Annotated in this window: 20 protein-coding genes; 4 read left to right on the top strand and 16 right to left on the bottom strand. The window is 52.0% G+C overall.

Going from position 1 to position 24,728, the window contains the following annotated elements:
• Positions 1-25: 25 nt before the first annotated feature.
• The 12 genes from DD586_RS02655 to DD586_RS02600 all read right to left on the bottom strand — a co-directional run bounded on the left by DD586_RS02655 (position 26) and on the right by DD586_RS02600 (position 14,940).
• Positions 26-1,420, bottom strand: a complete 1,395-nt coding sequence (locus DD586_RS02655; RefSeq protein ID WP_012883269.1) for a DUF4832 domain-containing protein — start codon at positions 1,418-1,420, stop codon at positions 26-28.
• Between the two features lie 37 nt (positions 1,421-1,457).
• Positions 1,458-1,865, bottom strand: a complete 408-nt coding sequence (locus DD586_RS02650; protein WP_012883268.1) for a hypothetical protein — start codon at positions 1,863-1,865, stop codon at positions 1,458-1,460.
• A gap of 46 nt (positions 1,866-1,911) precedes the next feature.
• Positions 1,912-3,015 (bottom strand): glycosyltransferase family 4 protein, encoded by a 1,104-nt coding sequence (locus tag DD586_RS02645; protein ID WP_012883267.1) that lies wholly within the window; start codon positions 3,013-3,015, stop codon positions 1,912-1,914.
• A 1-nt stretch (position 3,016) separates the two neighbouring features.
• Positions 3,017-4,228, bottom strand: coding sequence for a glycosyltransferase family 4 protein (locus tag DD586_RS02640; protein WP_012883266.1), 1,212 nt, complete (start codon positions 4,226-4,228; stop codon positions 3,017-3,019).
• A 9-nt stretch (positions 4,229-4,237) separates the two neighbouring features.
• Complete coding sequence (locus tag DD586_RS02635; protein WP_012883265.1) at positions 4,238-5,227, bottom strand: glycosyltransferase; 990 nt, start codon at positions 5,225-5,227, stop codon at positions 4,238-4,240.
• The gene (locus tag DD586_RS02630) at positions 5,220-6,602 is read right to left on the bottom strand and encodes a hypothetical protein (RefSeq protein WP_012883264.1); all 1,383 of its coding nucleotides are present in this window, start codon (positions 6,600-6,602) and stop codon (positions 5,220-5,222) included. The genes DD586_RS02635 and DD586_RS02630 overlap by 8 nt, the downstream gene beginning before the upstream one ends.
• Positions 6,599-7,810: a lipopolysaccharide biosynthesis protein gene (locus tag DD586_RS02625; protein ID WP_012883263.1), complete on the bottom strand. Its 1,212-nt coding sequence runs from the start codon at positions 7,808-7,810 to the stop codon at positions 6,599-6,601. Before DD586_RS02625 ends, DD586_RS02630 begins: the two co-directional genes overlap by 4 nt.
• 10 nt (positions 7,811-7,820) lie before the next feature.
• Entirely contained in the window at positions 7,821-9,968 is a 2,148-nt protein-coding gene (locus tag DD586_RS02620) for a GumC family protein (RefSeq protein ID WP_012883262.1), read from the bottom strand.
• Between the two features lie 2 nt (positions 9,969-9,970).
• Positions 9,971-10,528, bottom strand: a complete 558-nt coding sequence (locus DD586_RS02615) for a polysaccharide biosynthesis/export family protein (RefSeq protein ID WP_012883261.1) — start codon at positions 10,526-10,528, stop codon at positions 9,971-9,973.
• Position 10,529: 1 nt separating this feature from the next.
• The gene (locus DD586_RS02610) at positions 10,530-11,816 is read right to left on the bottom strand and encodes a capsular polysaccharide biosynthesis protein (protein WP_012883260.1); all 1,287 of its coding nucleotides are present in this window, start codon (positions 11,814-11,816) and stop codon (positions 10,530-10,532) included.
• Positions 11,806-13,212, bottom strand: coding sequence for an undecaprenyl-phosphate glucose phosphotransferase (locus DD586_RS02605; RefSeq protein ID WP_012883259.1), 1,407 nt, complete (start codon positions 13,210-13,212; stop codon positions 11,806-11,808). Before DD586_RS02605 ends, DD586_RS02610 begins: the two co-directional genes overlap by 11 nt.
• Before the next feature lie 528 nt (positions 13,213-13,740).
• A complete protein-coding gene (locus DD586_RS02600; protein ID WP_012883258.1) occupies positions 13,741-14,940 on the bottom strand; it encodes an L-talarate/galactarate dehydratase in 1,200 nt (399 codons plus the stop codon).
• 321 nt (positions 14,941-15,261) lie between these two features.
• Here DD586_RS02600 and DD586_RS02595 point away from each other — a divergent pair, with 321 nt between their 5' ends.
• Positions 15,262-16,284 carry a LacI family DNA-binding transcriptional regulator gene (locus tag DD586_RS02595; protein WP_012883257.1) on the top strand — a complete coding sequence of 341 codons (1,023 nt, stop codon included), beginning with the start codon at positions 15,262-15,264 and terminating at the stop codon, positions 16,282-16,284.
• A 74-nt stretch (positions 16,285-16,358) separates the two neighbouring features.
• Here the strand turns inward: DD586_RS02595 and cadR are convergent, their stop codons facing one another.
• Positions 16,359-16,790: a Cd(II)/Pb(II)-responsive transcriptional regulator gene (gene cadR, locus DD586_RS02590; protein ID WP_012883256.1), complete on the bottom strand. Its 432-nt coding sequence runs from the start codon at positions 16,788-16,790 to the stop codon at positions 16,359-16,361.
• A gap of 69 nt (positions 16,791-16,859) precedes the next feature.
• Here cadR and DD586_RS02585 point away from each other — a divergent pair, with 69 nt between their 5' ends.
• Both DD586_RS02585 and uraD read left to right on the top strand, forming a co-directional pair.
• Positions 16,860-19,247, top strand: coding sequence for a heavy metal translocating P-type ATPase (locus tag DD586_RS02585; protein WP_012883255.1), 2,388 nt, complete (start codon positions 16,860-16,862; stop codon positions 19,245-19,247).
• Positions 19,248-19,820: 573 nt separating this feature from the next.
• On the top strand, positions 19,821-20,318 hold the full coding sequence (gene uraD / locus DD586_RS02580; protein ID WP_012883254.1) for a 2-oxo-4-hydroxy-4-carboxy-5-ureidoimidazoline decarboxylase: 498 nt from the start codon (positions 19,821-19,823) through the stop codon (positions 20,316-20,318).
• A gap of 120 nt (positions 20,319-20,438) precedes the next feature.
• Here the strand turns inward: uraD and DD586_RS02575 are convergent, their stop codons facing one another.
• Positions 20,439-21,116, bottom strand: coding sequence for a DapH/DapD/GlmU-related protein (locus DD586_RS02575; RefSeq protein ID WP_012883253.1), 678 nt, complete (start codon positions 21,114-21,116; stop codon positions 20,439-20,441).
• A 312-nt stretch (positions 21,117-21,428) separates the two neighbouring features.
• Here DD586_RS02575 and DD586_RS02570 point away from each other — a divergent pair, with 312 nt between their 5' ends.
• Positions 21,429-22,259: a DUF1868 domain-containing protein gene (locus DD586_RS02570; RefSeq protein WP_012883252.1), complete on the top strand. Its 831-nt coding sequence runs from the start codon at positions 21,429-21,431 to the stop codon at positions 22,257-22,259.
• A 208-nt stretch (positions 22,260-22,467) separates the two neighbouring features.
• Here DD586_RS02570 and ahpF read toward each other — a convergent pair whose 3' ends face one another.
• Both ahpF and ahpC read right to left on the bottom strand, forming a co-directional pair.
• The gene (ahpF, locus tag DD586_RS02565; protein WP_012883251.1) at positions 22,468-24,030 is read right to left on the bottom strand and encodes an alkyl hydroperoxide reductase subunit F; all 1,563 of its coding nucleotides are present in this window, start codon (positions 24,028-24,030) and stop codon (positions 22,468-22,470) included.
• A gap of 80 nt (positions 24,031-24,110) precedes the next feature.
• Positions 24,111-24,674, bottom strand: coding sequence for an alkyl hydroperoxide reductase subunit C (gene ahpC, locus DD586_RS02560; protein WP_012883250.1), 564 nt, complete (start codon positions 24,672-24,674; stop codon positions 24,111-24,113).
• Between the last annotated feature and the right edge of the window lie 54 nt (positions 24,675-24,728).

Here is a 24,728-nt window from a genome sequence, read left to right as displayed (position 1 = left end):
ATGTCTATTATTTATTATTCCGCGCTTAGCGCACGATGATAGTAGAAACCCGATACCAGCCATCGGCCTGCTTACCTTCATTGGCAAGATTAATTCGCGACACACCTTTGGCATCCAACATCGCCACATCAATATTATATTGCCCGGCCGGTAATGATTCGGGCATATCCAACTGGTAGACGCAGTTATGTTGCCCCGGCAACCAGGTCCGGAGGTCTTCCGTCGTTTTTCCCATGACCATAACGCTGTTGGCGTCATTGACCACGCGGTAGGCCAAATCATATTTCAGGTAAACCGGCGCTACGCCATCGTTAAACCATTGGCTGCTTAATATCAGGCTCTGCCCTGTTGCCAGTTCAGATTCATGAGTTAACGACGCCAGGCGAAAGCGATACCCTAATTTGGTGAGCGCGTTATCCACAATATCCCGATATTGCGCCGGTACGGCGCGCGATTTCAGGTTAATGGTACTGGCATGTTGCGCCAGCGCCCAGTCAAACGTCGCTTGTACTTGCTCCCGTGAATAGTACTGAACGCTTAACCACTCCGACATATAACCGCAGATTTCCAGGCTCACCGGCGCACGTTGCCACGCAGCACTAAAACCGGGATACGCCACTTCTGCTGCTTGCAGCCGCGCTGGATAATCGTCTTTCATGTGGCTCCATCCCGTTGAAAAGTTATGCCAGTCTCCCCAGCAATCTGCGCGCCATCCCGCACCTTGTTTCACGGCATAGGCCAGCGTGTCTCCCCCGCTAATTAACATCACTTTGGGGCTTTGGGGAAACGCGTTGAAAAACAGTGTGACGTACTTATTTAACTGGGCCGAGGTATAGCGTTGCAGCAACGGCGCAATCGAGGGGAAATTACTGTTATGCCATTCCCCCCAGGAACCGACCAACCCAATGTCGACATAAGCCAGATTCGCATTGCCGTCATAACGGCGGCCAAAAGCGTTAAGCAAACGCTGGCTGTATTCGATAAACACCGGGTCATCCCAGTCCGGCACAAAGGTTTTTTTATCCGGCGTCCACTCGCCCTTAATGCCTTTTTGGATCAACCAGTCGGGGATCTTCGAGCCACTGGCGGGTTCATCCAGCGCCATAAAACGCAGCCCAACCCCCATTGCTGGCTGGTGTTGCCGGGCTTGTGCAAAAACCGCGTCCACCAGTTGAAAGTTATAACGGCCTTCCACCGGCTCCAGGTCGCTCCAGTAAAAGCGGTCGTATTCAATGCCCGTGTCAGGGTAATCAGCCAGCGATAAGGTCGTGCCATTTCCCCGGTTAAAATTGGCGACGCCAGTACCCGGGTTGGTGAGCGGGCCGTTTATCCCTCGCAGGGTCACAGTCGTCATGGATGCGACAGCGATACTCAAAACCGAAAATAACATCCCTCCCAGTACGATCATTTTAAAACGCATTGATGACTCCTTTTTCCACCGCAGTGGAAACCGGAGGTCAGTGTTCCTTTAGGCTTAGCCACCAATCCCAAATTCCTAGGTGGAAATGTGGGAAAATATCGATACCCAAGGCAGACTTAATCATATATAGCGTCAATAATGCAGCGAACGTACAGAACAAACCGGTAAACAGAATCAGTGCCGTCAACAGCATACAAAACAGCGTTGATTCTTTGCGTGGACGCTTGCGGTGGTCCAGACCGAACAAAAAAACGAAGTAATAACGCCGGTGCAAAAAAGGGAAACTTTTGCGCACATCAAGCCAGTGCATGGATGATGCAGTAATCGACAACACGGCCTGTTCAACGGCCAGGCGTTGCTCCGAAGTCAGTTCGGTGTCGGTTTTTCCATCGAGCGCTTCATAGAAGCGCTCAAGCACTAACGGGCGTTTATTAGATTCGTTCACTATTAACCTATTAATTTATTAATACGCTGAATTATTTTCGGTGCATCTATTTATTGACTGCGGTATAAACGGCCATCGTTTGTTGCGCAATCTTTTGCCAATTATACCGTTGTAAATATTCAGAGTAATCAACAGAGAACGATTTAGAGCGTTGTGCAATCTTTTCAGATAAATCTGCCACATCCCCTACATTGAAATAGGTGTCTGGTGTTAATTTCACCTCCAGATTAGCTGGAATATTACTGACCACCGCAGGCAATGAGAACGACATCGCTTCCAGCAATGCAATCGGTAACCCTTCATGATATGAAGGCATCACGAAGAGTTTAGCCTGTGAAAAGACAGTTTGTAGTTCATGGCCGGTTAAAAACCCGGTCAATATGACATTAGGGGTTTCACGAGCCAATTGTTTTAGCCGTTCACTATAGGCCGTGGGGTGATCCGCATCGCCAACTAAAACCAGCGGCATCGTAATACCCGATTGCCGGTAAGCCGCTATCAGGTCATGCAGGCCTTTTTCTTCCACGAAGCGCCCAACCGCGACCACATAATGCTGTGGCTGAAGTGAAAAGCGCGACAGCGTTTGATGAATCACCTCAGACGTGAGTTGCTGCGAAAGGTTCACGCCGTTATAAATAAGATGCGCATCGTGTCGGCCATATTTTCTCTTGATCAGTTCATTAATGACCTCAGAGATAACAATCACTTCGTTGGCATATTTCACCGCCACCTTTTCACCCAGCAACAGCACCTTTTTTGCCAGAAATCCCCACTTCTGACGTTCATAATCCGGCCCGTGGTGTGTGAAGACCACTTTTTTACCCAATAAACGCAGCAGCGGTACCACCAGACCAGGACCAATGGCATGCACATGTACCACCGTAGAGTGATCAAAACAGGTGGTAAACGCCGCCAGTACCGAGTGAATAATGGCTTCTAATGCGCGTTTCTTGGGTGCTAATAACGCACGTGTTTTAATACCTCGATAATGTGATTGCTTATAATTAACATAGGGGGATCGTGCGAGCACGCAAATATCCACATCAAATTGCTGTTTTATAGTCGGGTATAAATTTTGACAATGTGTTTCCACACCGCCTAACACGTTGGGAATACCACGTGTACCCAGGACGGTAATCTTAGTTGTCATATTATTTTTTACTTATTATTTCCTGATAAAGTGCTAATAACGCTGCTGTGTGTTTATTTAATGAATATTTTTCGCTAAGGCGCTGACGGGCATTACGCCCCATTTCTTTAGCTTGCTGTGGATTTAACGCCAGATAATCCAATATTTCGGCTAACGCCTGAACATTACCCGGCTCAAATAAAATGCCATCGACCTTATCGCGAATCTGCTCGGGTATACCGCCAATGCGGCCACCGACGACCGGTTTGGCAAATGCCATCGACTCCAGTACCGACATGGAACAGTTTTCGTAATATTCAGACGGCACCACCACCGCGCGCGCCCGTTTGATCAGACGATTAAGCTCTTCCCCTTGCTGTTTATAGCCAAGGAATTCCGCATCCGGGAATTGCGCGACCAGCTCGTCATACAACGGGCCGTTACCGACAATTTTTAGCGGCATGTTATTTTTCATCCGCTGATGCGCCCGCGCGAGCGTTGCCACGCCTTTTTCCCGGCTCAGCCGTCCAATAAACAGGAAATAGCCGTCGTCTTCATCAGCGTCCAGCGGTAAGTCATCATTAATACCATTGACGATGACATCAATACGCGAGTGTGGCAGCTTGCGGAGCAACTGGCCGCGCAAAAACTCACTGGGTGAAATAATCGCATCCAGTTGCTGATAATGGCGGGCAATGGCCTGCCAGCCAGCTTCCAGTGAAAGCAGCAAACTCTTTGATGCCGACCCTTGCTGACAGCGATATTTAAACGCATTAAATACCGAACCGGTGACACAGGCATCACAGACGTTGCCATCGCGCAACATGGTGTACGATGGGCATATCATCTTATAGTCATGCGCCGTCAGCACGGTTTTGCAGCCGCACTCCCGTGCCACCGAGATCAACGATGGCGTGAGCTGGTGGTAGATATTATGAAAGTGAACAATATCCGGCTTTTCTTGATGTAATAACGCCCGCAATTTTTTGCAGGCTTGCGAATTATGAATAAAGTTAACGGCGGTCTTTATTGCCCCCACAACACCACTACGCTGATGGTAATCGACGTTATCAACAAAATAAGCGGCGTAATCTGACGGGAAGTTATTTTCATGCAGCATGGAGAAGGTCATCACCTCAACGCCTGCGGCTTTCAGCCTGTCATACTCCTGAAAATAAACCGTTTCCGCCCCGCCCTTGATATAGAAAAATTTATTGACTAGTAAGACTTTCATTATCCCTGCCTATTCATGAATAACCGTATTCTCTGGCGGCGTCATCGGGTCGCGTAGCGGTCTGGTTAACCCTTTGACTAAACCGGCAGAAAATACCGCCAGATTCATCACACTGTGTAATCCCTGCAGTAACGAGCGGTTCTGTATCGTTTTTAATGCCACAAAGGCCAGTAATGGCAGCAGCATTACACCTATGACCGCCGCATTAAGCGTTAATACGCTCAGTAATAACGCTGCCAGATACACCGCAAAAATCGCCTCGTTTTTGACTATGCTGACCGCGTGGGGGAAATGTGCTGTCTTCCAGGCGCTGCGTAACAGCTCGCCCGGCGCCCAGAGAAAGCCGTGCGTCCAACGATATCGCAGCATCGTTAATGTCGGCATGGTGTAAGAGGTGTGGCGGAAATAAGGCACATTGAGACGATGCAATTTATAGTTGGCAACGCGCAGCCGCATCCCTAATTCTGCTTCCTCATAACCATGCAAACCACGGTGAGTGAGATAACCTATTTTCTCAATTGCCGAGCGGCGATACAGACCACCGCCCCCTAAATGACCACAGTCACCGAGCGGATATATTTTATGAATGCGCTGTTTGCGCGAGGCAAACTCATAATTGGCGGCACCATCCATTCCTACCGTTCCGGCCACACCGGCGTAGTCTGGATGGGCGGTTAAAAATGCGATGCCCTGCTCAATAAACCCCTCTTCCAGCTCCATATCGCCGTCCATCAGCAGCAGAAAGTCCCCTTCGCTGTGCAGATAACCAAGCTGATGCCCCACGCCACAACAACGTTCAGACGACTCGGTCAGCGACACCACGGTGACATCTTTCGCGATGGCGAGTTGCTGGGTGTTATCGGTTGATAAGCTATCGGCCACAATGATTTTATGAGGATAATCGGCGAGCTGGCGACGAATACTGTCTATCGTTTTCTCAATCCCTTGCGCCTCATTGAATGTTTTAATACTGACTGAAATAAAAGGTTGATCACGCATACGATTTCCCAGAATAACGACGGACAGAATGACGTATCACCAGGATTGAACCCAGTGACAAATAAAACAGAAATTGCAGCATTGGAATAATCATAAGAATCTGGCTGTAAGGCAGACTCAGCAGGCACCCCACCGCAAAAACATTAAATGCCGGAGAGAAGCTCAGCAACTGCACGTCCTGCCGGTCAAGGTCATTACGCGCCAGTACTGGCGTTGGCCGTGCCATGATTAAAATATAAATAACGAGCCCAATAAAAAACAGTGTTCCTATTATCCCCACTTCCCACAGCAAGACGCTTAATGAGGTTGAGTCAATAATCAGGTTATAGATGATATTCAAAAAGCCAGGAGAAACGGCGCTGCCGCTATTGGTTGCATTTAACCCATAACCAAACAGTGTACCGGAAGGCCCCCACATATCGTGATTCTTCAGCCAGAAAAAAATCGTCGTTAAGCGTCCAAGCTCCCCAGACTCCATAATATAATCGGTGTCAAAGATATACCCCAGAGAGTCCACAAATACGCTGGCAGCACTTTTCGTCGGGTCACTCCCAAACGCAGAAGAATACCCTGCGGCTAAAATAGTAATCGCGATGGTAATCAGTAATGCCATACCAATAGCAATCAGTAAAAGTGCTTTCAGATTAACGCTGTTCATCCCTTTAATGTAACTGGGCATCAGCCAGACATAAGCCAGTAATAATGGCGAGATCAGAATAACGAACTTTACCTCGCCCAGAATACACAGGGTGAACCCTAAAATAATGTGTAGTGCGGTGGATTTAAATGACGTCAGACCGTGTTTAAATTCTGATATTTTTAGCAGCATAATCAGCATGCAGAATAACCCCATCGCGGCGGTATTGCCCCCGCCCATCGGGTCGCCGCCAAACGTACCGACTACCGAGTCCCATTTTTCATCCTCACCACGCAAGGCAACCCGCTTTGGCAGAACAAATAACACCTGATAAACCACCACCGGGAATTGCGCGTAAAACACCCAGTACAAACAGCAGGTCACGCGATAAATTTGTGACTCCCGGCAAAAACCCAGCAGCAGGCAAAACATGAGAAGCGATAGTGCAATCTCGTTTTTAAAGCCGACTATAGTGACCGTGACGCCCCCCTGTAATAGCGTCGATACCCCCGCCATAGCCAGAAAAGAGAGGTATAACGTCAGGACGATTAACTCCTGCGTGTCTAACCGTCGCATATCGTAACGGGTCTGCATAATGAGCAGCCCTACCATGATCAATACCAAAAAAAAGGGCAACCAGAGCACCGCCAGCACACCGGTGAAATATTGCGTCAACCCACAGACAACTAATGTGATGACAACATAACCCTGTAAATAGAGCCCGGTATTTAGGGTCATGATGCCATCATCGTTTTCTTCAACAAACCGGCGCGTTTATTCACCTTCAGGTAAATAAACGCATAGCGTATCAACGTCAGCACTGAAAAGATGATCAGCGAAGTGGCATAGTGCGGATAACAATAAGGCACCAGCACAAAAGCGATGAAAACAATCATTAACTGTTCAAGTTGAATGCGCAGAAAATAACGATGAGAACCAAATAGCAACTCAATCACCGTCAACGGGCATACCGCCAGCGATGGGAATAAATACGGCAACATATAGCGAGACGTGGGAATAGAATCAATCCACTCCTCACTGAAGAACGTCGTCATCACCAATGGGTAAAAAATAAACACACCCAATGTACAGACGATGCCTGATACCAATAACATCAGGCGCACCTTTCTGAATTCATCATAGTTAAAGCGTTTATGCCTAAAATCAGCAGACCATGATGAAAAAATAGAATGGCGTACCGCATTACCGATGATCACCACCGGCGATAAACAAAACCGACTGACTACCGAGAAATACCCCGCCGTTAATGAGGAAAACCAAAAGTTAATCAGCATGATGGGCAAATTACTGTTAACCATCGCCAGCACTTCCGCGCTCCCCACACGGGTGAGGTGATGCGCATGCTCAAGCAAGAACGCCAGATTACGCCGCGGGCTAAAATGCCCGAAGGTAATGGTATGGATGGCGAACGAGTGCACAATACAGCCGCTGATAAGCACCAGCATGGCACAGGCCCAGGCCCAATAAAACGCGGCAGGGTGCGAGGTGAGCACAACCGACAGTACCACGACCGTTGACACCGAGAGCCGCTGAAAAGCCAGAAAACGATAATTCCCCACCCGCAGTGATAAATTCTCGGCAATCAGCACTAACGCATAGGCAAGCGTAAGCAGATAAAGAAAGTATCCATTTTGCTGAAACAGCCAGGCGGTCAAGACCGCGTAAGGCACGGCAACGATAAGACTTTGCAGCGTGCTGAATACCACACTCTGCGCAAGCGCGTCGTCCGGCTGTTTGGGGATCAACAGCTGCGATGCAAAGGTACAGACCTGCGCCCCGACCAGCACGATACTGTAATTGAGCGCATAGGCTCCCACCTCGGCCATATTGTATTTGTGTGAAATCAGCCAGATGGACAACGCGCCAATCACTTGTGACAGCACCGAGGAACCCGCAATGGTAGACACACTTTTCAGTAAATTCATATCCGTAGACTCATAGAGGACCGGTGTTGTTGATCAACGCATTCATATGGTGGTTCAGGGAACGTATGCCCTCTTTGGTTTCCAGGTTTTTATCCGTCACCCGATTCATCACCGCCCCCATCATCACCGTCTGATGATGCCTTACGCTCTCAATCGCGCTGTGCACCTCGCCGGTCCGCCACGTCCCGGCCCTTACCACAAACACCACCCCGTCAATCACCCGGTTGATCACCTGAATATCCTGTGTTTGATTCACGGCGGCTACGTCAATAACAATCCGTTGATAACGGCTTCTCAATGCTTCCATCAGCGTTACCATGCGTTCGGACGACAACATCAGCAAAGACGATGTCTGTGCACGACCGCGCGGCAAAAAAGCCAGATGCTGACTGACAGGTACCAGTGCATCATCGATATTGCATTGATCCTGAAGTAACTCCGCCATGCCTATAGCGGAAGGCGGCGCAAAATCCTGCGTGAGACCATGGTCGTTAAAGAAATCGAGATCGATAAGCAGCGTCTTTTGATCAGCGCTAAAGGATAACGCCAGCAAATGCGCCAGCAGCGAGCGCCCCTCACCCTGCTCGGTTGAGCTGATGGCAATGGCCTGACAGGAAGGATGCGATAACATAATGTGGGTTCGTATGCTGTGGATGCTCTCCACATACAGCGGCGACCCCGTAATCAGGCGGACAATCTGCTGCCTTGCCAACCCCTGGGTAAAATGACGAATTTCACCTATAGGCGTCACGTTCAGGCGCTTGCTCATCTGGCTGAGAGTGTGGATTGAACTGTCCAGCGCCGTTCTGACGATGAAATACACCACCGAGAAAGCCAGGGTCAGCATGACCACCATTACCAGCAGCATCGCTTTGTTGGGTTTCGACGGGCGATCGGCCGCTACCGCCGGGTCATACAACACGGCGTCGGGCTCGACATAGCTGCCAGCCAGCGTCTGCTCTTTTGTACGCTGGTAGAGTGCTTTATAAAGCTCTTTGGTTTTCTCCAGCGTCGTTGTCAGGTTGTTGTACTCATCACGTTTAGACGCCAGTGTCTGGAACGCGGTTTTCTGTTGCTCCAGCAACTGCTGGTAGTATTTTTCATCCCTCAACGCCGCCTGATACTGCTTATTCAGCCCCGATTCCAGCTCCAGCAATACGGTGCGGGTCTGTTCTTCAATGGCCTGCACCTGGGCTTCCGCCTCCAGAATTCGGGTATGCTTCGCCCCATAGCGTTTACGCAAATCATAGAGAGAACGTTTGGCCTGAATCAGCGCGATACGCAAATCCTGAATCTGGGCATGAGTAGAAATGTCAGGCAGCGAAATGATGTTTTCCAGTGGCTTGCCCGCGTTCAGTCGCACACTGTTATAGTTGGTTTCCGCGGTGATGCGGCGCTGGGTGGCATCCGCCAGCTTGGTGGTGACGAGCCCTAATTGTTCCGTTTCAAAGCCATCCACACCACGGAACGTGAGCAACCCTTCCCGTTTGAGGAATTGATCGATAGCAGCCTGTTGCGCGACAACCTGCTGCCACACCTCTTCCATCTGTTTTTGGTTTAATGCACTGGCCTTCAGCGTCTTGAGGTGTTTCTGTTTCGCCGTATAGCTAATGAAGGCTTGCGCCACGCCGTTCGCAATATCCGCCGCCAGCGCTGGCGACGCCGATTCGTATGAGATGGTGGCGAGATGCGTGGTACGAACGCCATTAATCGTCAGGTGTTGCACCATCTCTTTCAATGCACGATCAACACGTTGCTGTTCATCGTTATGGCTATCGGCCCCGTTACTCGTCCCGCCGTGATTCGCTTCACCGTTAAACGCAGGGTTGTGATGCAATTTCACGTCCCGCACCGCTTGTTCCAGCACAATGCGCGACTGCATCAACGCATACTGGGTTTCGTAATAACCGCTGCGGGTGGAGTCATAGCCATCGACTTGCGGTAGCGGAGAAATGTTATCTTGCTGCGCTTTGATCAGTACGGTAGCCGTCGACACATAAGTGGGCGTCAGCATGCTAATCAGCGGGTACGCCACCACCCCGGCAAGCAGCCCGGCAAGGACTATCTTCCAGCCGTTCTTTTTCAGCGCCTGGGCGAACCTGGAAAAATCGACGGTACTTTCCAGTTTTCTGCCATTCTCCACGATGGATAAACTCATGGTCAGAAAAAACTCATACCGACAATCACGGTATCGCCCGGATGAACGACGTGCCTGATATCAACATGCTCAATCAGTTGATGACTCTTCGACAGGCGAATGGCAAGGTCTTTACGGTCTGCGCGATCGGTAAATCCTCCCGCCAGCGCCAGCGCTTTTTCCACGTTCAACCCTGGCTCGTAGGTATAGCCGTTCGGCTTCACAACCTCGCCAGTGATATAAAATTTACGGAATTCCGCGACGCTGACCGTCACCATGGGATTTTGCAGATAGTCACCACGCAGACGTTTGGTTAGCTCATCACTCACCTGCCCCGGCGTTTTCCCTTTCAACACCAGTGGCCCGATATAGGGAAAGGTAATCGCACCGCTTTTATCCAGCATGAACTTCATCGTCATTTCAGGCTCACCGTACACCAGAATGTTGACCGCATCGCCTTCATCTAACAGGTAACCACTCTCCTCGTCGTCGGGTTGTTCCTGTTGTTGTGGGCTGGACAACGAACATCCGGCCAGCAGCATGCTCAGGCACAGAAAAATACCCAGTTTTATTATTCTCACGTTAGATCTGTACCTTCGTTGTTAACATAATCAGCGAGTTATCGTGGCCCAACGTTCTGATAACCTGGCGATTACCGTCAGGGCCAATAAAGAAAGAATCAGTATTTTTATTGGAGCGTAACGTATTGCGTTGATATTTGAGCTCAACGTTAATAGAGGGTCTGAAGCGATAGTTCATCGCGAAGGTGAGGACCCGGTTCCCGTCGTTACGGTCATCCTGATAATGCTGATAGCGGTCTATCAGGTAGGAATAATCAAACGTGGTGGAGAAACGGTCGGTCAGCCAATAATGCTGGTAAGAGATACCGTATTCAGACTCCGTGATATAACCGCCCACCTCCGTCGGATCTTTAACGCGCTGTGCAGTATGCACGGTAAAAACAGACTGTTTACGTGGCGTCCATTCAGCCTGAATATCCCAGTTCACACCGCGAAAATCACTGGCATTCGGGTTGTTATCAAAGGTTTTATATAACCAGGACAGGTTGGCATTGATCCGGGTTTTCCCTGTCATACGCGATGTCACACCGTATTCCAGGTTATATTCGCTGGTGTCTTTTTTCGCATCGACCTCATAACGGCGCTGACTACTAATAACACGGTAGCTAAGGAGCGTCGTCGTAGAGTAGTGATCTGACAATTCGGCGATCAGACGGTTTTCATGCCACTCTTGTCCACGAATATAGTTATAAAAATCGATATCTGTGTTTTTAATCTCGTCGGTATTGCCTAAGCGCAGTGTTTTAAACAGCACGGCGACATCCGCTTTACCTCGCCCCCCCGGCGTACCATAGCTGTAACGTAATTCACTGTTGAAAACCGTCGTGCTCAACGGTGAATTCACCCCAAAGTTGCTGAACTGTTGTGGTCGAAAACCTTCTGTAATGCCACGTCCTCGTTTTTCATGCCCCAGTGAATCCTCAAGGCTCAGCGCGAGTCCGTGTTTATTGCCATAGCGCCAGGCACCATTAAAACGAAAGGTGTGGTCGGTATAATTATCCGCCGGGTCGGTGTCGTAGCGACGATAATCACCGGAATACATCAAGACATAATTATCGTCATAACGGGCACCGATGGCTTTAATCGTAGGTCTGATACTCTGAAAATCTGCATTCAGGGCATCTTTCGCATCCGCCTGGGAGGTCACGTTATTCTCATGACCATAATCCAGACCAAGCTGACTCTGAAAATCAATACCGGCCATACCGATATGCGATTTGGGTGTCAGCTCTGCCCAGGAGCAATGCGGTACGATCATCCCTGCGGCAATGATCAGATTAGTACGCATTTTCACCGACAAAACCTTTGAAAATGGTTCTAAAAATAATCTTGAGATCCAGCCAAAGAGACCAGCTTTGAATATAGGTAATATCGTAGTACACCCGCTTTTCCATTTTATCGAGCGTATCGACTTCACCACGATAACCATTCACCTGCGCTAATCCTGAGATGCCCGGTTTCACCTTATGGCGAATCATGTAATTTTCGACCAACTGCCGGTACTGTTCATTGTGTACCACCGCGTGTGGACGAGGGCCAACAATGGACATAGTGCCTTGTAATACATTGAAAAACTGGGGCAGTTCATCCAGCGAGGTGCGGCGCAGGAAAGCACCAAACCGCGTCACACGGGGATCGTTCTTCGTCGCTTGTTTGACGACATCGCTATTTTCCATCACATGCATCGAACGGAATTTCCACACTTTGATTTTGTTGCCGCTCAAACCGTAACGATCCTGCTTGAATAACACCGGCCCCGGTGACGTCAACTTAATGCCGATAGCAATCAGTAACAGCAATGGGGAAATCATCAGCGTAATCACGCCACCGATAACTAAATCCTCCAGCCGTTTAATCACCGAGCCGATACCATCAAAAGGCGACTTGAAAATACTGATGGTCTGAATGTTATTGATAGAGCGAAGCTGTGATACATAAGAGCTGTAGGAATAAAGATCGGGAATAATGTAAGTATCGACGGTAGTGTCAGACATCATGGACAGGAAATAACGAATGCGTTTGAGTGCAATCATCGGCAAGGCAATATAAATCTCATCCACCCGGCCTGCTTTCGCTTCTTCCACCAGTACACTCACGTTACCTTTATACTCACTTTTTATCAGGTACCCAAACCGGGCAGGGCTACGGTCGTCATAGAAGGCCAATTCTAACTGCATATTGGCATATTCTTTCCGCAATGCTTTTTCCGCGGCTAATCCGCCCGGTGTTAACCCGACAATCGCCACTCTGATCCGTTTTTTAGCCGTATATTTCACCGTCATTAAACGTACAAGATAAAGTACCAATAATGACAAGGTGTACCAGTATAAGGTTGCAGAAAAATAGATGTTATCGAGATGATGTAGCAAGCCTAGCGAGTACAACGTACCGGCATATCCTCTGACCGTCTCAACAAATGTAACGGATAATAATGCGCAGCCCCACAACTTTTGCTGCCCACGCAATTGCATGCTTTTAACCCGGTGGTGATATAACCCGATATATTCACCGATCAGTAAAAAGGAGGTAGAAAATAGCAGGCTAATCATAATGACATCATCGAAATCGCCCATTAAAAATAGCCGGGCGCTGACTATCAATGTTAAATTGATTGATAGGAAATCCATCAATTTAATAACAAATAAGTCATTCCCATAGGAAATTTTTATCTGATGACTAGACACTTTTTAATCCTAATCCATTAGATTTTATGACTGTTTCTTTTCCGAGCGGGCATAATATATCAGATAAATTTTTTTTAAAGAGTCAATTGGAAATATCTTAAAGAAATGGATAAAAAACCGTAAAAAAAGCGCATCTCGAAGGGTTATTACGTTAACAATAGCATTCACCACATCAGCTATTTTTATGAAATCATTCAATATTTAAATCATTTTTAATCAAAATGATTTTATAAAAAATGATTTCTCATAAATAAAAACAACACTCGCAATAATTCAAATAAGGGGACATGTGCGCCCTCCACGATCGTGCTCACATTCGTGATTCGGGGGAACGGCAAAACGCGGCGAACGGATTCAGGCAAACCCGACACACTCGTACTTGAAGTCAACAGGTCTCTCAGCCGTATTGAGCAGAGAAAGCATGGGGCGGATTTGTCGCTGCAAGATTAGTGCACTGTTATTTGTCGTGACGGTTTGCAGCGACGGTTCGTAGCGATGAACGTTATCCTCTATTACCTGAACCGCAGGCTACCCGTTGTATGTACCACACTCATGGCTGAGCTGGGTCCAGCGGCGAGCCTGTTCACTCAGCGTGAAGCCCAGTCCATGACGGTCCGATACCCACATGCGCCCGTCGCGCAACTCGAGCTGTTCATTAAACAACGGGTTAAGCCATTCAAAGTGTTCCAGCCAGGGCTCCAGCGGATAGGCCGCCGCCAGATGCAAATGCACCTCCATCGCAAAATGCGGTGCCAGTGTACGCCCGTGTCTGGCAGCCAGATCCATAATCTTCAGAAACGGAGAGATTCCGCCCACACGCGGCGCATCTGGCTGTACAACGTCGCTGGCATTGCCCAGGATTAACTGTTCATGTTCCCGCAAGCTGGTGAGCATTTCCCCGGTAGCAATGGGCGTATCCAGTGCCGCAGCCAACTGCGCGTGCCCTTCCACGTCGTAGGCATCCAACGGCTCTTCAATCCAGACCAGATTGAAAGCCTCCAGCTTACGTCCCATCCGGATCGCCGTTTCCCGATCCCACTGTTGGTTGGCATCCACCATTAATGGGAAATCCTCGCCCAGCGCTTCGCGAACCGCGCTCACACGTCGAATATCCTCGGCAGTGTTGGGTTGCCCGACTTTTAGCTTGATGCCGCCAATGCCGCTTTCCCGAGAGAACGCCACATTTTTCAACACCTGATCCAGCGGCGTATGCAAGAACCCCCCGGAGGTGTTGTAGCACTGAACAGAGTCCCGATGTGCGCCCAGTAATTTGGCCAGCGGCAACCCGGCGCGTTTGGCTTTCATGTCCCACAGCGCGATATCGATAGGTGAAATAGCCTGCACCGCCATGCCGCTTCGCCCCACCGACGCGCCAGCCCACAACAGTTTGCTGTAGATTTTGTCGATATCATTCGGGTCTTCCCCGAGCAGATTATCGGCAATCTCCTTCGCATGAGCGTAAATGCCCTGCCCGCCAGCGCGCTTGGAGTAGCTGAAACCCACCCCTTCAAACCCGTCACGGGAGCGAATCTCCGCAATAATAATCGCCACTTCAGTCAGCGGTTTCTGACGCCCGGTCAGTACCTTGGCATCACTCACCGGTGTTGCCAGCGGAAGAAACGCCAGCGACAACTTAGCCCACACAATACGATCGCCGGTTTCCTGCGCGGTTTTGACACCGCTAACATGGGCATAGGAGACGGCATCGGAGTTCACGCTTAACGACATGATAGGAACCTCATCAGGTAAAATGTTTGCGCTAACATTACTAGCGAAGATATCGAAATCACACCACCCTATTGAATGCAGTTTGTACAGACGATCACGATCCGGATATGTTTGGGAAATTGCACGATGAAAAATGATAGCGCAAACATATAATGTATCCGCACAATGATATCCACATAACGTATTCGCACAACGTATCTGCACCATACCGGGTAGCGCGATTATCCCGCGGGTGCTGCTGCGACCTACTGGCAAAAAGACACGACTTCACCAATAATCCACGCCCAGATACCACCCGATAACCCAAGAGCCAGGCCGATTGTGAGCACCCAAAAAACAACGCGACATGCCGCTGCAACGCGGGCCCCCACGTTAGATGACGTTGCCAAAGCAGCGGGGCTTTCGTCCATGACGGTCAGCCGCGCCCTCAACACCCCGGCGCTGGTCCGTGCCTCCACCATCGAAAAAGTGCAGGAAGCGGTGCGTGCTACCGGGTATATCCCGAACGCGCTGGCGGGTGGGCTGGCCTCGCGGCGCAGTAAGTTGATCGCCGTTGTGGTGCCGCAAATCAACAACAATATGTTTGTCGATACGATTCAGGCCATTAGCGATGAGCTGGCGCAGCGCGGTTATCACATGCTGCTGTGTGTGGCGGGCTATACCTCGCAAACAGAAGAAGAGCTGGTGGCGACGCTGCTGTCACGCCGCCCTGACGGCGTTGTGCTGACCGGCATCCATCATTCGCCATCGCTTAAAAAAACTCTGCTGAACGCAGCGGTTCCGGTGGTGGAGATCTGGGACCTCACGCCAACACCACTGGATATGCTGGTCGGGTTTTCCCATGAAAAAGTCGGGTTGGCGATCGGGGAGTATATTCACCGCAAAGGGTATCAGCGCCCCGGCCTTATCTGGACGACGGACCCGCGCGCGACAAGGCGCAAAGCCGGTTTATATGAAGCGCTGGGGCGTTATCACCTCACCCCGATGCACTGTATCGATACCCCGCTGCCTGCCACACTGGCGTTGGGTCGCCGTGGGGTCGGTCAGTTATTGGATACGATGTCTCCCGACATCATCCTGTGCAGTTCAGACACGCTGGCGCAGGGTGCTATCATGGAAGCGGAAAGCCGTGGTCTGCACGTTCCACATTACCTGGCGGTGATGGGGTTCGGCGACCTGGATTTTGCCGCCAGCAATCGGCCCTCCCTCACGACGATAGCTATCGACAGACAAGCAATGGGTCGTAGGGCGGCCGCGTTACTGGCGGACCATATTGCAGGGCATACCCCCAGCGACACGATTATTGATATCGGCTTCGAACTTATCGAGCGGGAATCGACATAGCCGATAGCCGGATGAGTAGCCATTCAGTTGCCCTTTACCGACACGCCCAGAGAGCGAGCTTCGCGTTGGCTGGCTTAGCCTAAATGCGTATGCCCGATGCTGCTGTCTTCAGGCTCCAGCTCGGACAACCCGTGCAAAATGCCACAGTCATCCACCGTTTGCGTCACCTGACAGCGCTGGCTGATATCCATCAGTTGCGCTTTCAGTTGCTGTAACTGCGCCAGGCGTGCTTCGACATGCCCCAGATGCTCATTCAGCAGCGCGTTTACCCCTTCACAACTGGCGGCCGGTTGCTCGCTCAGCGCAATCAGCGCGCGAATTTCATCGTGGTTCATGTCCAGTGAGCGGCAGTTACGGATAAACCGCAGCCTGTCGACATGGAACTGATGATAGTGACGATAGTTCCCTTCGGTACGTTCCGGTTCGGGCAATAGCCCTTTCTTCTCATAAAAACGAATGGTTTCCGGTGTGGTGTTGGTCGCTTTCGACAGATCGCCAATTTTCATGTGATTCCCCTTGACCCTGTAGTTGCTACAGGGTTTTTACTACAACAAAATCCCGAACAGGAATCAACCATGTCAGAGAAACATTCCCCCACTTCTGTGCGTCAGTTCCAGCCTGTCGCACCGGAAAAACCGGGCAAGGCCCTGTTCCGTCAACATCATCAGACACAAACCGGGTCATGCCAGACAGTTCATGCCGCCGGGCATGAACAGCAAACTGAGCCGGCGGCATGCGCTCATCACTGTTGCGACAATGCGGTACAACACAATCCGATGCAACACAATGCGGTACAACCTGTCAGTGCGCTGGCCGGTGCCGAACGTACTGGCGATCAGCAGCGCACGCCAATCCGCATCATGCAGATGGACTGCCCGACGGAAGAAACGATGCTGCGTAAAAAGCTCGATATGCTGCCGGAAGTCAGTGCGCTGGAATTCAACCTGATGCAACGGGTGATGACCGTCACCCACCGTTACGATGCGCTGGACACCGTTCTGGCCGCTATCCGCGCGTTAGGGTTTGAGCCTGAAGTGCGTGCCGCAAATGACCGCTCCGCCCTGCCGCCTGAGCCGAAAAAATCCTGGTGGCCGTTGGGGCTGGCGGTGCTCGCCGCCGGTGCGGCCGAAGCCGTAGAATGGAGCGCCTTGCCTGAATGGTGGGCGGCGGTGCTGGCGATCCTTGCGGTGGCCGTTAGTGGATTAACCACCTATCGCAAAGGCTGGACGGCCCTTCGCACTGGCAACCTGAACATTAATGCGTTGATGAGTATCGCAGTGACCGGTGCGCTTATCCTGCAACAGTGGCCGGAAGCCGCGATGGTCATGGTGCTGTTTACCCTCGCTGAGCACATCGAAGCGCGTTCGCTGGACCGCGCCCGTAACGCCATTGCCGGGTTGATGAATCTGGCACCGGAGACCGCCACCGTACAGCAATCGGATGGCAGCTGGCGCGACGTGGAAGCCAACACCATTACACCCGGTAGCATCGTGCGGGTTCGCCCCGGCGAACGCATCGCACTGGATGGCGATATCACCCGTGGTCATTCCGCGGTTAATCAGGCACCGATTACCGGCGAAAGCCTGCCGGTGGATAAGCGCGTCGGCGACAGCGTATTTGCCGGTACCATCAATGAAAGCGGTTCATTTGAATATCGGGTGACGGCGGCGGCGGCCAACACCACGCTGGCGCGGATTATTCACGCGGTAGAACAGGCGCAAGGCACCCGGGCACCGACACAACGGTTTGTCGATCAGTTTGCCCGCGTTTACACCCCGCTGGTCTTTCTGGGAGCGTTACTGGTCGCGGTCCTGCCGCCGCTGCTGACTGGCGGCAGTTGGCTGGAGTGGACCTACAAGGCGCTGGTACTGCTGGTGATCGCCTGCCCGTGCGCACTGGTGATTTCTACCCCGGTGACCATCGTCAGCGGGCTGGCAGCGGCTGCACGGCGCGGTATTTTGATTAAAGGTGGGGTGTTCCTGGAAAAAGGGCATGCGCTCTCCTGGCTAGCGCTGGATAAAACCGGCACGCTGACCCACGGCAAGCCGGTACAAACCGGCTTTGAATCGGTCGCTGACGCTGATGATGCCGGTTGTCGGCAACTGGCTGCCAGTCTGGCCAGCCGTTCTGACCACCCGGTATCGCAGGCCGTGGCAAAGGCGGCACAGGAAGCCGGTACGACATTGCTGGATGTCGATAACTTCAGTGCCGTTGCCGGACAAGGCGTTATCGGTACTCTGCAAGGACAGCGCTATTTCCTTGGCAACCTGCGACTGGCCCGGCAATGGCTGGGTGATGCGGCGGCGGCAATCAGCGAGCGGCTGACCGCGCAGGAACAAGCGGGCAACACGGTGATCATACTGGGTGACGAACGGCGGATTCTGGCGCTGATGACGGTAGCCGATACCGTCAAACCCTCCAGTCGGGAGGCAATCAACGCGCTGCATCAGGCGGGAATCAAAACCCTGATGCTCACCGGCGATAACCAGTACGTAGCGCAGGCTATCGCCCGTGACGTCGGTATTGATGAAGCACGCGGTAACCTATTGCCGGAAGATAAACTGTCGCAGATTGAACGGCTATCGGCACAGGGCATCATCGGGATGGTTGGTGACGGCATCAACGACACCCCGGCGCTGGCGCGTGCCGACATCGGTTTCGCGATGGGGGCCATGGGGGCCGACAGCGCCATCGAAACCGCCGATGTGGCGCTGATGAACGATGACTTGCGCAAGATCCCGGAATTTGTCCGTATTTCTAAAGCCACCCGCGCCATCTTAATTCAAAACATTGTGCTGGCGCTCGGTATCAAGGCGCTGTTCCTGACGCTCACCTTGCTGGGTATGGGGACAATGTGGATGGCGGTCTTTGCCGATGTCGGTGCCAGCTTGCTGGTGGTTGGTAACGGTCTGCGGCTGCTGCGTCAGACAGCAGTGAGTACATACCAACCTCAATCGGCGTAACCCGACACCGGGCAGGCGCAAAGGATTCCGCCGCAGGCACAATATCACCGTGGCCCCACCTGTGGGGCCTTACTCCGCGAGGTATCGGCGACCGGCAGGTGACGACTGATGACAGAACGAGGCTTAAGACCGGTGCTCGCTTAACAGCCAATAAGTACTCACTCACTTTTTATAGCGTCTGGCATTTATGGCGTCGGGTATCAGGCGGGCGACTCACCGCCCGCTTTTTCACCGACAACCGCTCCGCGTTATAGCCTGCCGATAAAAGTAGTGATTACTCACTTCACAGACTAACCCGGCAACAGATGGACGCACATCAGACGCTGGCAACCCATCCCCCACCGCAGTCAATCCCCCCAACACACTGCACCACGCTATAATTGCACCATGAAAGTGCAGTTCAATGCGCTACCGTGAATCGGTTGTCTGCCCAGAGCAACACCGGATTCTGATCTGGCGCTCTGGTAACAACTGGCATGTGGATTGCAAAGACAAAATCCTATCCTACAAAACCGGCGTGACAACAGGGAATTCACGTCGTATTGCGTCAATACAACCGAACAAGGAGCGACGATGATTACGTTGGAACAGTTTAATCTGCTCAGCGTTAGCGAAGCGGTGACGCTGATAACGCCGTGCGTGGCGTTGCCTGGCTGGGCCAAACAGGTCACCGCAGGCCGCCCCTACGGCAACCGCGCCGCCCTTCTGGCTGCCGGGCTACAGGCGACTCAAGGCTGGCAGGAAGAAGAGCTGGCGCAGGCGCTACGCACCCACCCTCGTATCGGCGAACCGGTCATGAGTGTCGCAGGCATTAGCACATCTGGTCGGGAACCGATGATGGCGCACAGCAACGAGAATACGCTGGCTAACGCACTGCGCACGGGCAATGCCCGTTACGAATCCCGCTTTGGCCGGGTGTTTCTGATCCACGCCAAAGGCCGTAGCGGCGAAGAAATCTTACGCATCCTGCATCGACGGCTGCAAAACGATGACCGGCAAGAAGCGGCGGAAGCGCTGGAACAGCTGCGCCAGATTACCTTGCTCAGGCTGGAAAACATGATCAGCGAATAAACCGCGGGTGATACCGGCTAACACGCGGAAATGACTGAAAAGCGTCTCGTTACCCGGCGGTATCCTAACACCTGCGGGATACCGCCCGGTGATTTATCAGTCTATCCGTCTGTCGGTCTATCACACCGGCGGCTCAGATAACGGCGGGAGTGCTCCGTCACGATAGAAATAACCGACAAACTCACTCACATCCTGCTGGAACAGGTGTAAATGCTGGCGAATTTTTTCATCCGGCCAATCCCACCAGCATAACTGTTCCAGTTTTTCCGCCATTGTCGGGTCCTCAAAACGCGGGCGCAACACCCGCGCCGGGTTACCGACAACAATGGTCCAGGCGGGAACCGGTTTAGTCACGATACTGCCCGCGCCGATGATAGCGCCATTGCCGATAGTCACCCCCGGCAGCACAATCGCACCGTGACCAATCCAGACATCATGGCCGATCACGACCTCATCTTGCTGACGCCAGTTGAAAATTTCCTCGTCCACCGCCGCCGGGTTGTCGCTCAATCGGTATTTTCCGGGGCGATAGGTGAAATGATGCAGCGTCGGCCGCCACCACGGGTGATTGCTGGGGTTGATACGAACGTGCGAGGCAATCGAGGTAAATTTGCCAATGCGGGTAAACATCAGGTCGCAATCATTCATGATGTAGCTGTAATCCCCCAACGCGACATGATTGAGCACAGTACGGTCGGCGACTTCCGTCCAGCGCCCCAATTCGATGTGGTAGGCTTGTACGTCGTTGGCAATACGGGGTTCCGGGCTAAGGACCGGTGATGGCGATTGAGGACTCATAATCGGTTTCCTGGTTCGTTGACACGTGATAGGCGTTAAAACAGTATTCCCATCAAAACAATACGAGTTGGCACACGTCATGCATGAAAACACAGCACGTGACATCACGCATAACGTGCGTAACGACATAAAAAGCCCATCCTGTCACTGAGCGATGACAACAGCATGTCAGCCCCGGCGCGATTAAGATCCGCTTACAACTCCATGTCAGTATGAAATTTACCCGTCACTAAAGTACGCCTAACCTAGGCGTATAAACCGTTTATTTATTCATTCATTTACATCCATCAATCCACGCTACTGGGAGGAGTCATGAACCCGTTACGCCGCCGCTTTGTCCTGCAATTACCGCTCCTGGCTTACGGGATGTCGCTATTCGCCAACGCCAGAGCCGACGATACGTTCAGCACCATGCGTCCATCCGGCTCTCTGGTGCCGACACCACGCGACATCGGCGGCAAATTCAACCCCGACGGCAGCGTGCGCCGTTTTCCCGGCAACACCATTATTTCCCACATTCCACTGGGCTCTGCCGCCTCAAGTGCGTTTATGGCCGTGCGCGATACGCTTAAACAACAGGATTTCAGCCACTGCCTGACCTTTACTCCCCCGTCCAGTTACCACATGACGGTATTTGAAGGCGTGACCGAATCGAAACGCCGTTTGCCGTTCTGGCCCGCAGGCCTGCCGATTGATGCCCCCTTGTCGGTCTGTAGCGATTATCTGGCACGCAAACTGGCAGGGTTCGAGTTGCAGGCGACATTGCCGTTTAAAATGCGGATCACCGATTTCAACGCCCATCAGGATGCCGGCGTGACCGTGCGTTTGACCCCCGTGGACGATAACGAGGAGCGCAAACTGCGCACACTACGCGACCGGTTATCCGAACAGTTAGGGATACGCGCGCCGGACCATGACACCTACGGCTTTCATGTGACGTTGGGGTATCTGGTGCGCTGGATGACGGAAGACGAATCAGAGGCTTACCTGAAAGCCCAGCAGGCCTGCCTGCATTACCTGCAACAACAGGTACCGGTGCTGGAACTGGGCGTGCCGGAGTTTTGCGTCTTCAACGACATGTTTGCTTTCGATACCCAGTTAAACATCGGCCAGCCTGTCACCACCGTGCCGCTCACCGCCTGAACGGGGTGAAACCCGATGGCGAAAAAAACGGCATTGACGGTAGTAACGCGCCATCCCCCTCGTCGGAGATGCCCGCAATAGCGCATAAAAAAACCCCTTCAGTGAATTGAAGGGGCCGGGTCGCCTAAAAGATCAGGTTAATGCATGAGGGTTGCAGCCCGAAAGTGACCACGGGTCACAGGATGGAATAGGGTCGGTCAGAATCAGGTTACGCCTGCGTTCTGATCAAGTAATCAAACGCGCTCAGGGAGGCTTTCGCGCCTTCGCCCGTGGCGATAATAATCTGCTTGTAAGGCACGGTGGTGCAGTCACCGGCGGCAAACACACCTTTCACACTGGTTTCGCAGCGAGCGTCTATCTCAATTTCGCCAATACGGTTGCGATTAATCGCGCCGTCCAGCCAGTTGGTATTCGGCAGCAGGCCGATTTGTACGAAAATCCCTTCCAGCGCCAGCTTATGAACGCTGTCGGTGGTGCGATCTTTATACTGCAAGCCAGTGACTTTCTGGCCGTCACCCAGCACTTCAGTGGTCTGTGCGTTGACGATCACATCCACGTTCGGCAGGCTACGCAGCTTAGCCTGTAACACGGAGTCGGCTTTCAGTTCCGGTGCGAATTCCAGCAAGGTCACATGCTTCACCACACCGGCCAGATCAATCGCTGCTTCCACGCCTGAGTTACCGCCGCCAATCACCGCCACATGCTTGCCTTTGAACAGCGGGCCGTCGCAATGCGGACAATAGGTGACGCCACGGGTACGGTATTGTTCTTCACCCGGCACGTTCATGTTGCGCCAGCGCGCACCGGTAGCAATGATAATGCTACGGGATTTCAGCACCGCGCCCGACGCAGTTTCGATTTGGTGCGGCTGACCCGGTTCAGAAGCGGGGATCAGTTTTTGCGCGCTCTGCACATCGATGACGTCAACGTCGTAGTCATCCACATGCGTTTTCAGCGCCGTCGCCAGTTTGGCACCTTCGGTTTTCGGTACCGAAATATAGTTTTCAATATCGACGGTATCCAGAATCTGGCCGCCGAAACGCTCGCCCATCAAACCGGTGCGGATGCCTTTACGGGCCGCGTACACCGCCGCGGCTGCCCCTGCCGGGCCACTGCCGACAATCAGCACGTCATACACCGGGCGGCTATTGAGCTTATCGACCACACGGGCATTGGCACCGGTGTCAATTTTGCCGACGATTTCCGCCAGGCTCATCCGGCCCTGGCTGAAGTGCTCGCCGTTCAGGAATACCGTGGGAACCCCCATGATATTGCGATCTTTGATCTCATCCTGAAACACACCGCCGTCGATCGCAGTATGGGTCACGTTCGGATTCAGGATGGACATTAAATTCAGCGCCTGTACCACATCCGGGCAGTTATGACAGGTCAGCGAATAATAGGTTTCGAAGTGGAATTTACCGTCCAGATCGCGGATTTGATCGAGGAGTTCTTGCGCTTCTTTCGACGGATGTCCACCGGTTTGCAGTAACGCCAGCACCAGCGAGGTGAATTCGTGCCCCATCGGCGCACCGGCAAAGCGCGGCCCGTTGGCAGCCCCTGGGTTGGTGACCAGAAACGACGGTTTACGCACCGGCAGATCGTTATTTTCAAAGAAACTGACTTTGTCGGACAACCCGGCGATGTCAGTCAGCAAAGCCCGAACTTCAGCAGATTTCGCTGAGTCGTCCAGTGTCGCCACTAACTCAACAGGTTTGGTTAATTTTTCCAGGTAGGTTTTCAACTGGAGTTGTACGTTATTGTCGAGCATAGATGATCCTTGGCGTTGGCGTAAAAAATCGGGTGCGGTGCACCCGATAAAAAACATCAGAGGGAGAGGGAAAATCAGTCTTAGATCTTGCCAACCAGGTCCAGAGACGGTGCCAGTGTGGCATCACCTTCTTTCCATTTAGCCGGGCATACTTCACCAGGGTGAGAGGCCACGTACTGAGCCGCTTTTACTTTACGCAGCAGGTCAGACGCATCACGGCCGATGCCTTCAGCGGTGATTTCCACCGCCTGGATGATGCCCTGCGGGTCGACAATGAAAGTACCGCGGTCGGCCAGGCCTTGATCTTCACGCATGTTTTCAAAGTTACGGGTCAGCGCGCCAGTCGGGTCGCCGATCATCGCGTATTTGATTTTAGCGATGGTTTCGGAGCTGCTGTGCCAGGCTTTGTGAGTAAAGTGGGTATCGGTGGATACAGAGTAGATATCGACGCCGATTTTCTGAAACTCGTCGTAGTAGTCCGCAACGTCGCCCAGTTCGGTCGGGCAGACAAACGTAAAGTCAGCCGGATAGAAGAAGAACACGCTCCATTTACCTTCGATGTTCTGCTCGGTGACTTCGATGAACTGACCATCTTTGAAGGCCTGGTTTTTAAACGGTTTAACTTTAGTATTGATAACGGACATCTCTGTTTCCTCATGTGTTCCAATGTGTTTGGCTTGGAAGCTAAGGTACAAAAA

This window comes from Dickeya parazeae Ech586 (assembly GCF_000025065.1).
Lineage (GTDB): Bacteria > Pseudomonadota > Gammaproteobacteria > Enterobacterales > Enterobacteriaceae > Dickeya > Dickeya zeae.
This window is presented reverse-complemented; position numbering and strand designations above follow the sequence as displayed.

Coding starts and splice junctions, on each gene's coding strand:
- uraD (WP_012883254.1), top strand. CDS start 19,821: ATGATTACGTTGGAACAGTTTAATCTGCTCAGCGTTAGCGAAGCGGTG.
- DD586_RS02630 (WP_012883264.1), bottom strand. CDS start 6,602: ATGACCCTAAATACCGGGCTCTATTTACAGGGTTATGTTGTCATCACA.
- DD586_RS02610 (WP_012883260.1), bottom strand. CDS start 11,816: ATGCGTACTAATCTGATCATTGCCGCAGGGATGATCGTACCGCATTGC.
- ahpC (WP_012883250.1), bottom strand. CDS start 24,674: ATGTCCGTTATCAATACTAAAGTTAAACCGTTTAAAAACCAGGCCTTC.
- DD586_RS02645 (WP_012883267.1), bottom strand. CDS start 3,015: ATGACAACTAAGATTACCGTCCTGGGTACACGTGGTATTCCCAACGTG.
- DD586_RS02575 (WP_012883253.1), bottom strand. CDS start 21,116: ATGAGTCCTCAATCGCCATCACCGGTCCTTAGCCCGGAACCCCGTATT.
- DD586_RS02625 (WP_012883263.1), bottom strand. CDS start 7,810: ATGAATTTACTGAAAAGTGTGTCTACCATTGCGGGTTCCTCGGTGCTG.
- DD586_RS02620 (WP_012883262.1), bottom strand. CDS start 9,968: ATGAGTTTATCCATCGTGGAGAATGGCAGAAAACTGGAAAGTACCGTC.
- DD586_RS02570 (WP_012883252.1), top strand. CDS start 21,429: ATGAACCCGTTACGCCGCCGCTTTGTCCTGCAATTACCGCTCCTGGCT.
- DD586_RS02635 (WP_012883265.1), bottom strand. CDS start 5,227: ATGCGTGATCAACCTTTTATTTCAGTCAGTATTAAAACATTCAATGAG.
- cadR (WP_012883256.1), bottom strand. CDS start 16,790: ATGAAAATTGGCGATCTGTCGAAAGCGACCAACACCACACCGGAAACC.
- DD586_RS02640 (WP_012883266.1), bottom strand. CDS start 4,228: ATGAAAGTCTTACTAGTCAATAAATTTTTCTATATCAAGGGCGGGGCG.
- DD586_RS02585 (WP_012883255.1), top strand. CDS start 16,860: ATGTCAGAGAAACATTCCCCCACTTCTGTGCGTCAGTTCCAGCCTGTC.
- ahpF (WP_012883251.1), bottom strand. CDS start 24,030: ATGCTCGACAATAACGTACAACTCCAGTTGAAAACCTACCTGGAAAAA.
- DD586_RS02655 (WP_012883269.1), bottom strand. CDS start 1,420: ATGCGTTTTAAAATGATCGTACTGGGAGGGATGTTATTTTCGGTTTTG.
- DD586_RS02600 (WP_012883258.1), bottom strand. CDS start 14,940: ATGTCGTTAAGCGTGAACTCCGATGCCGTCTCCTATGCCCATGTTAGC.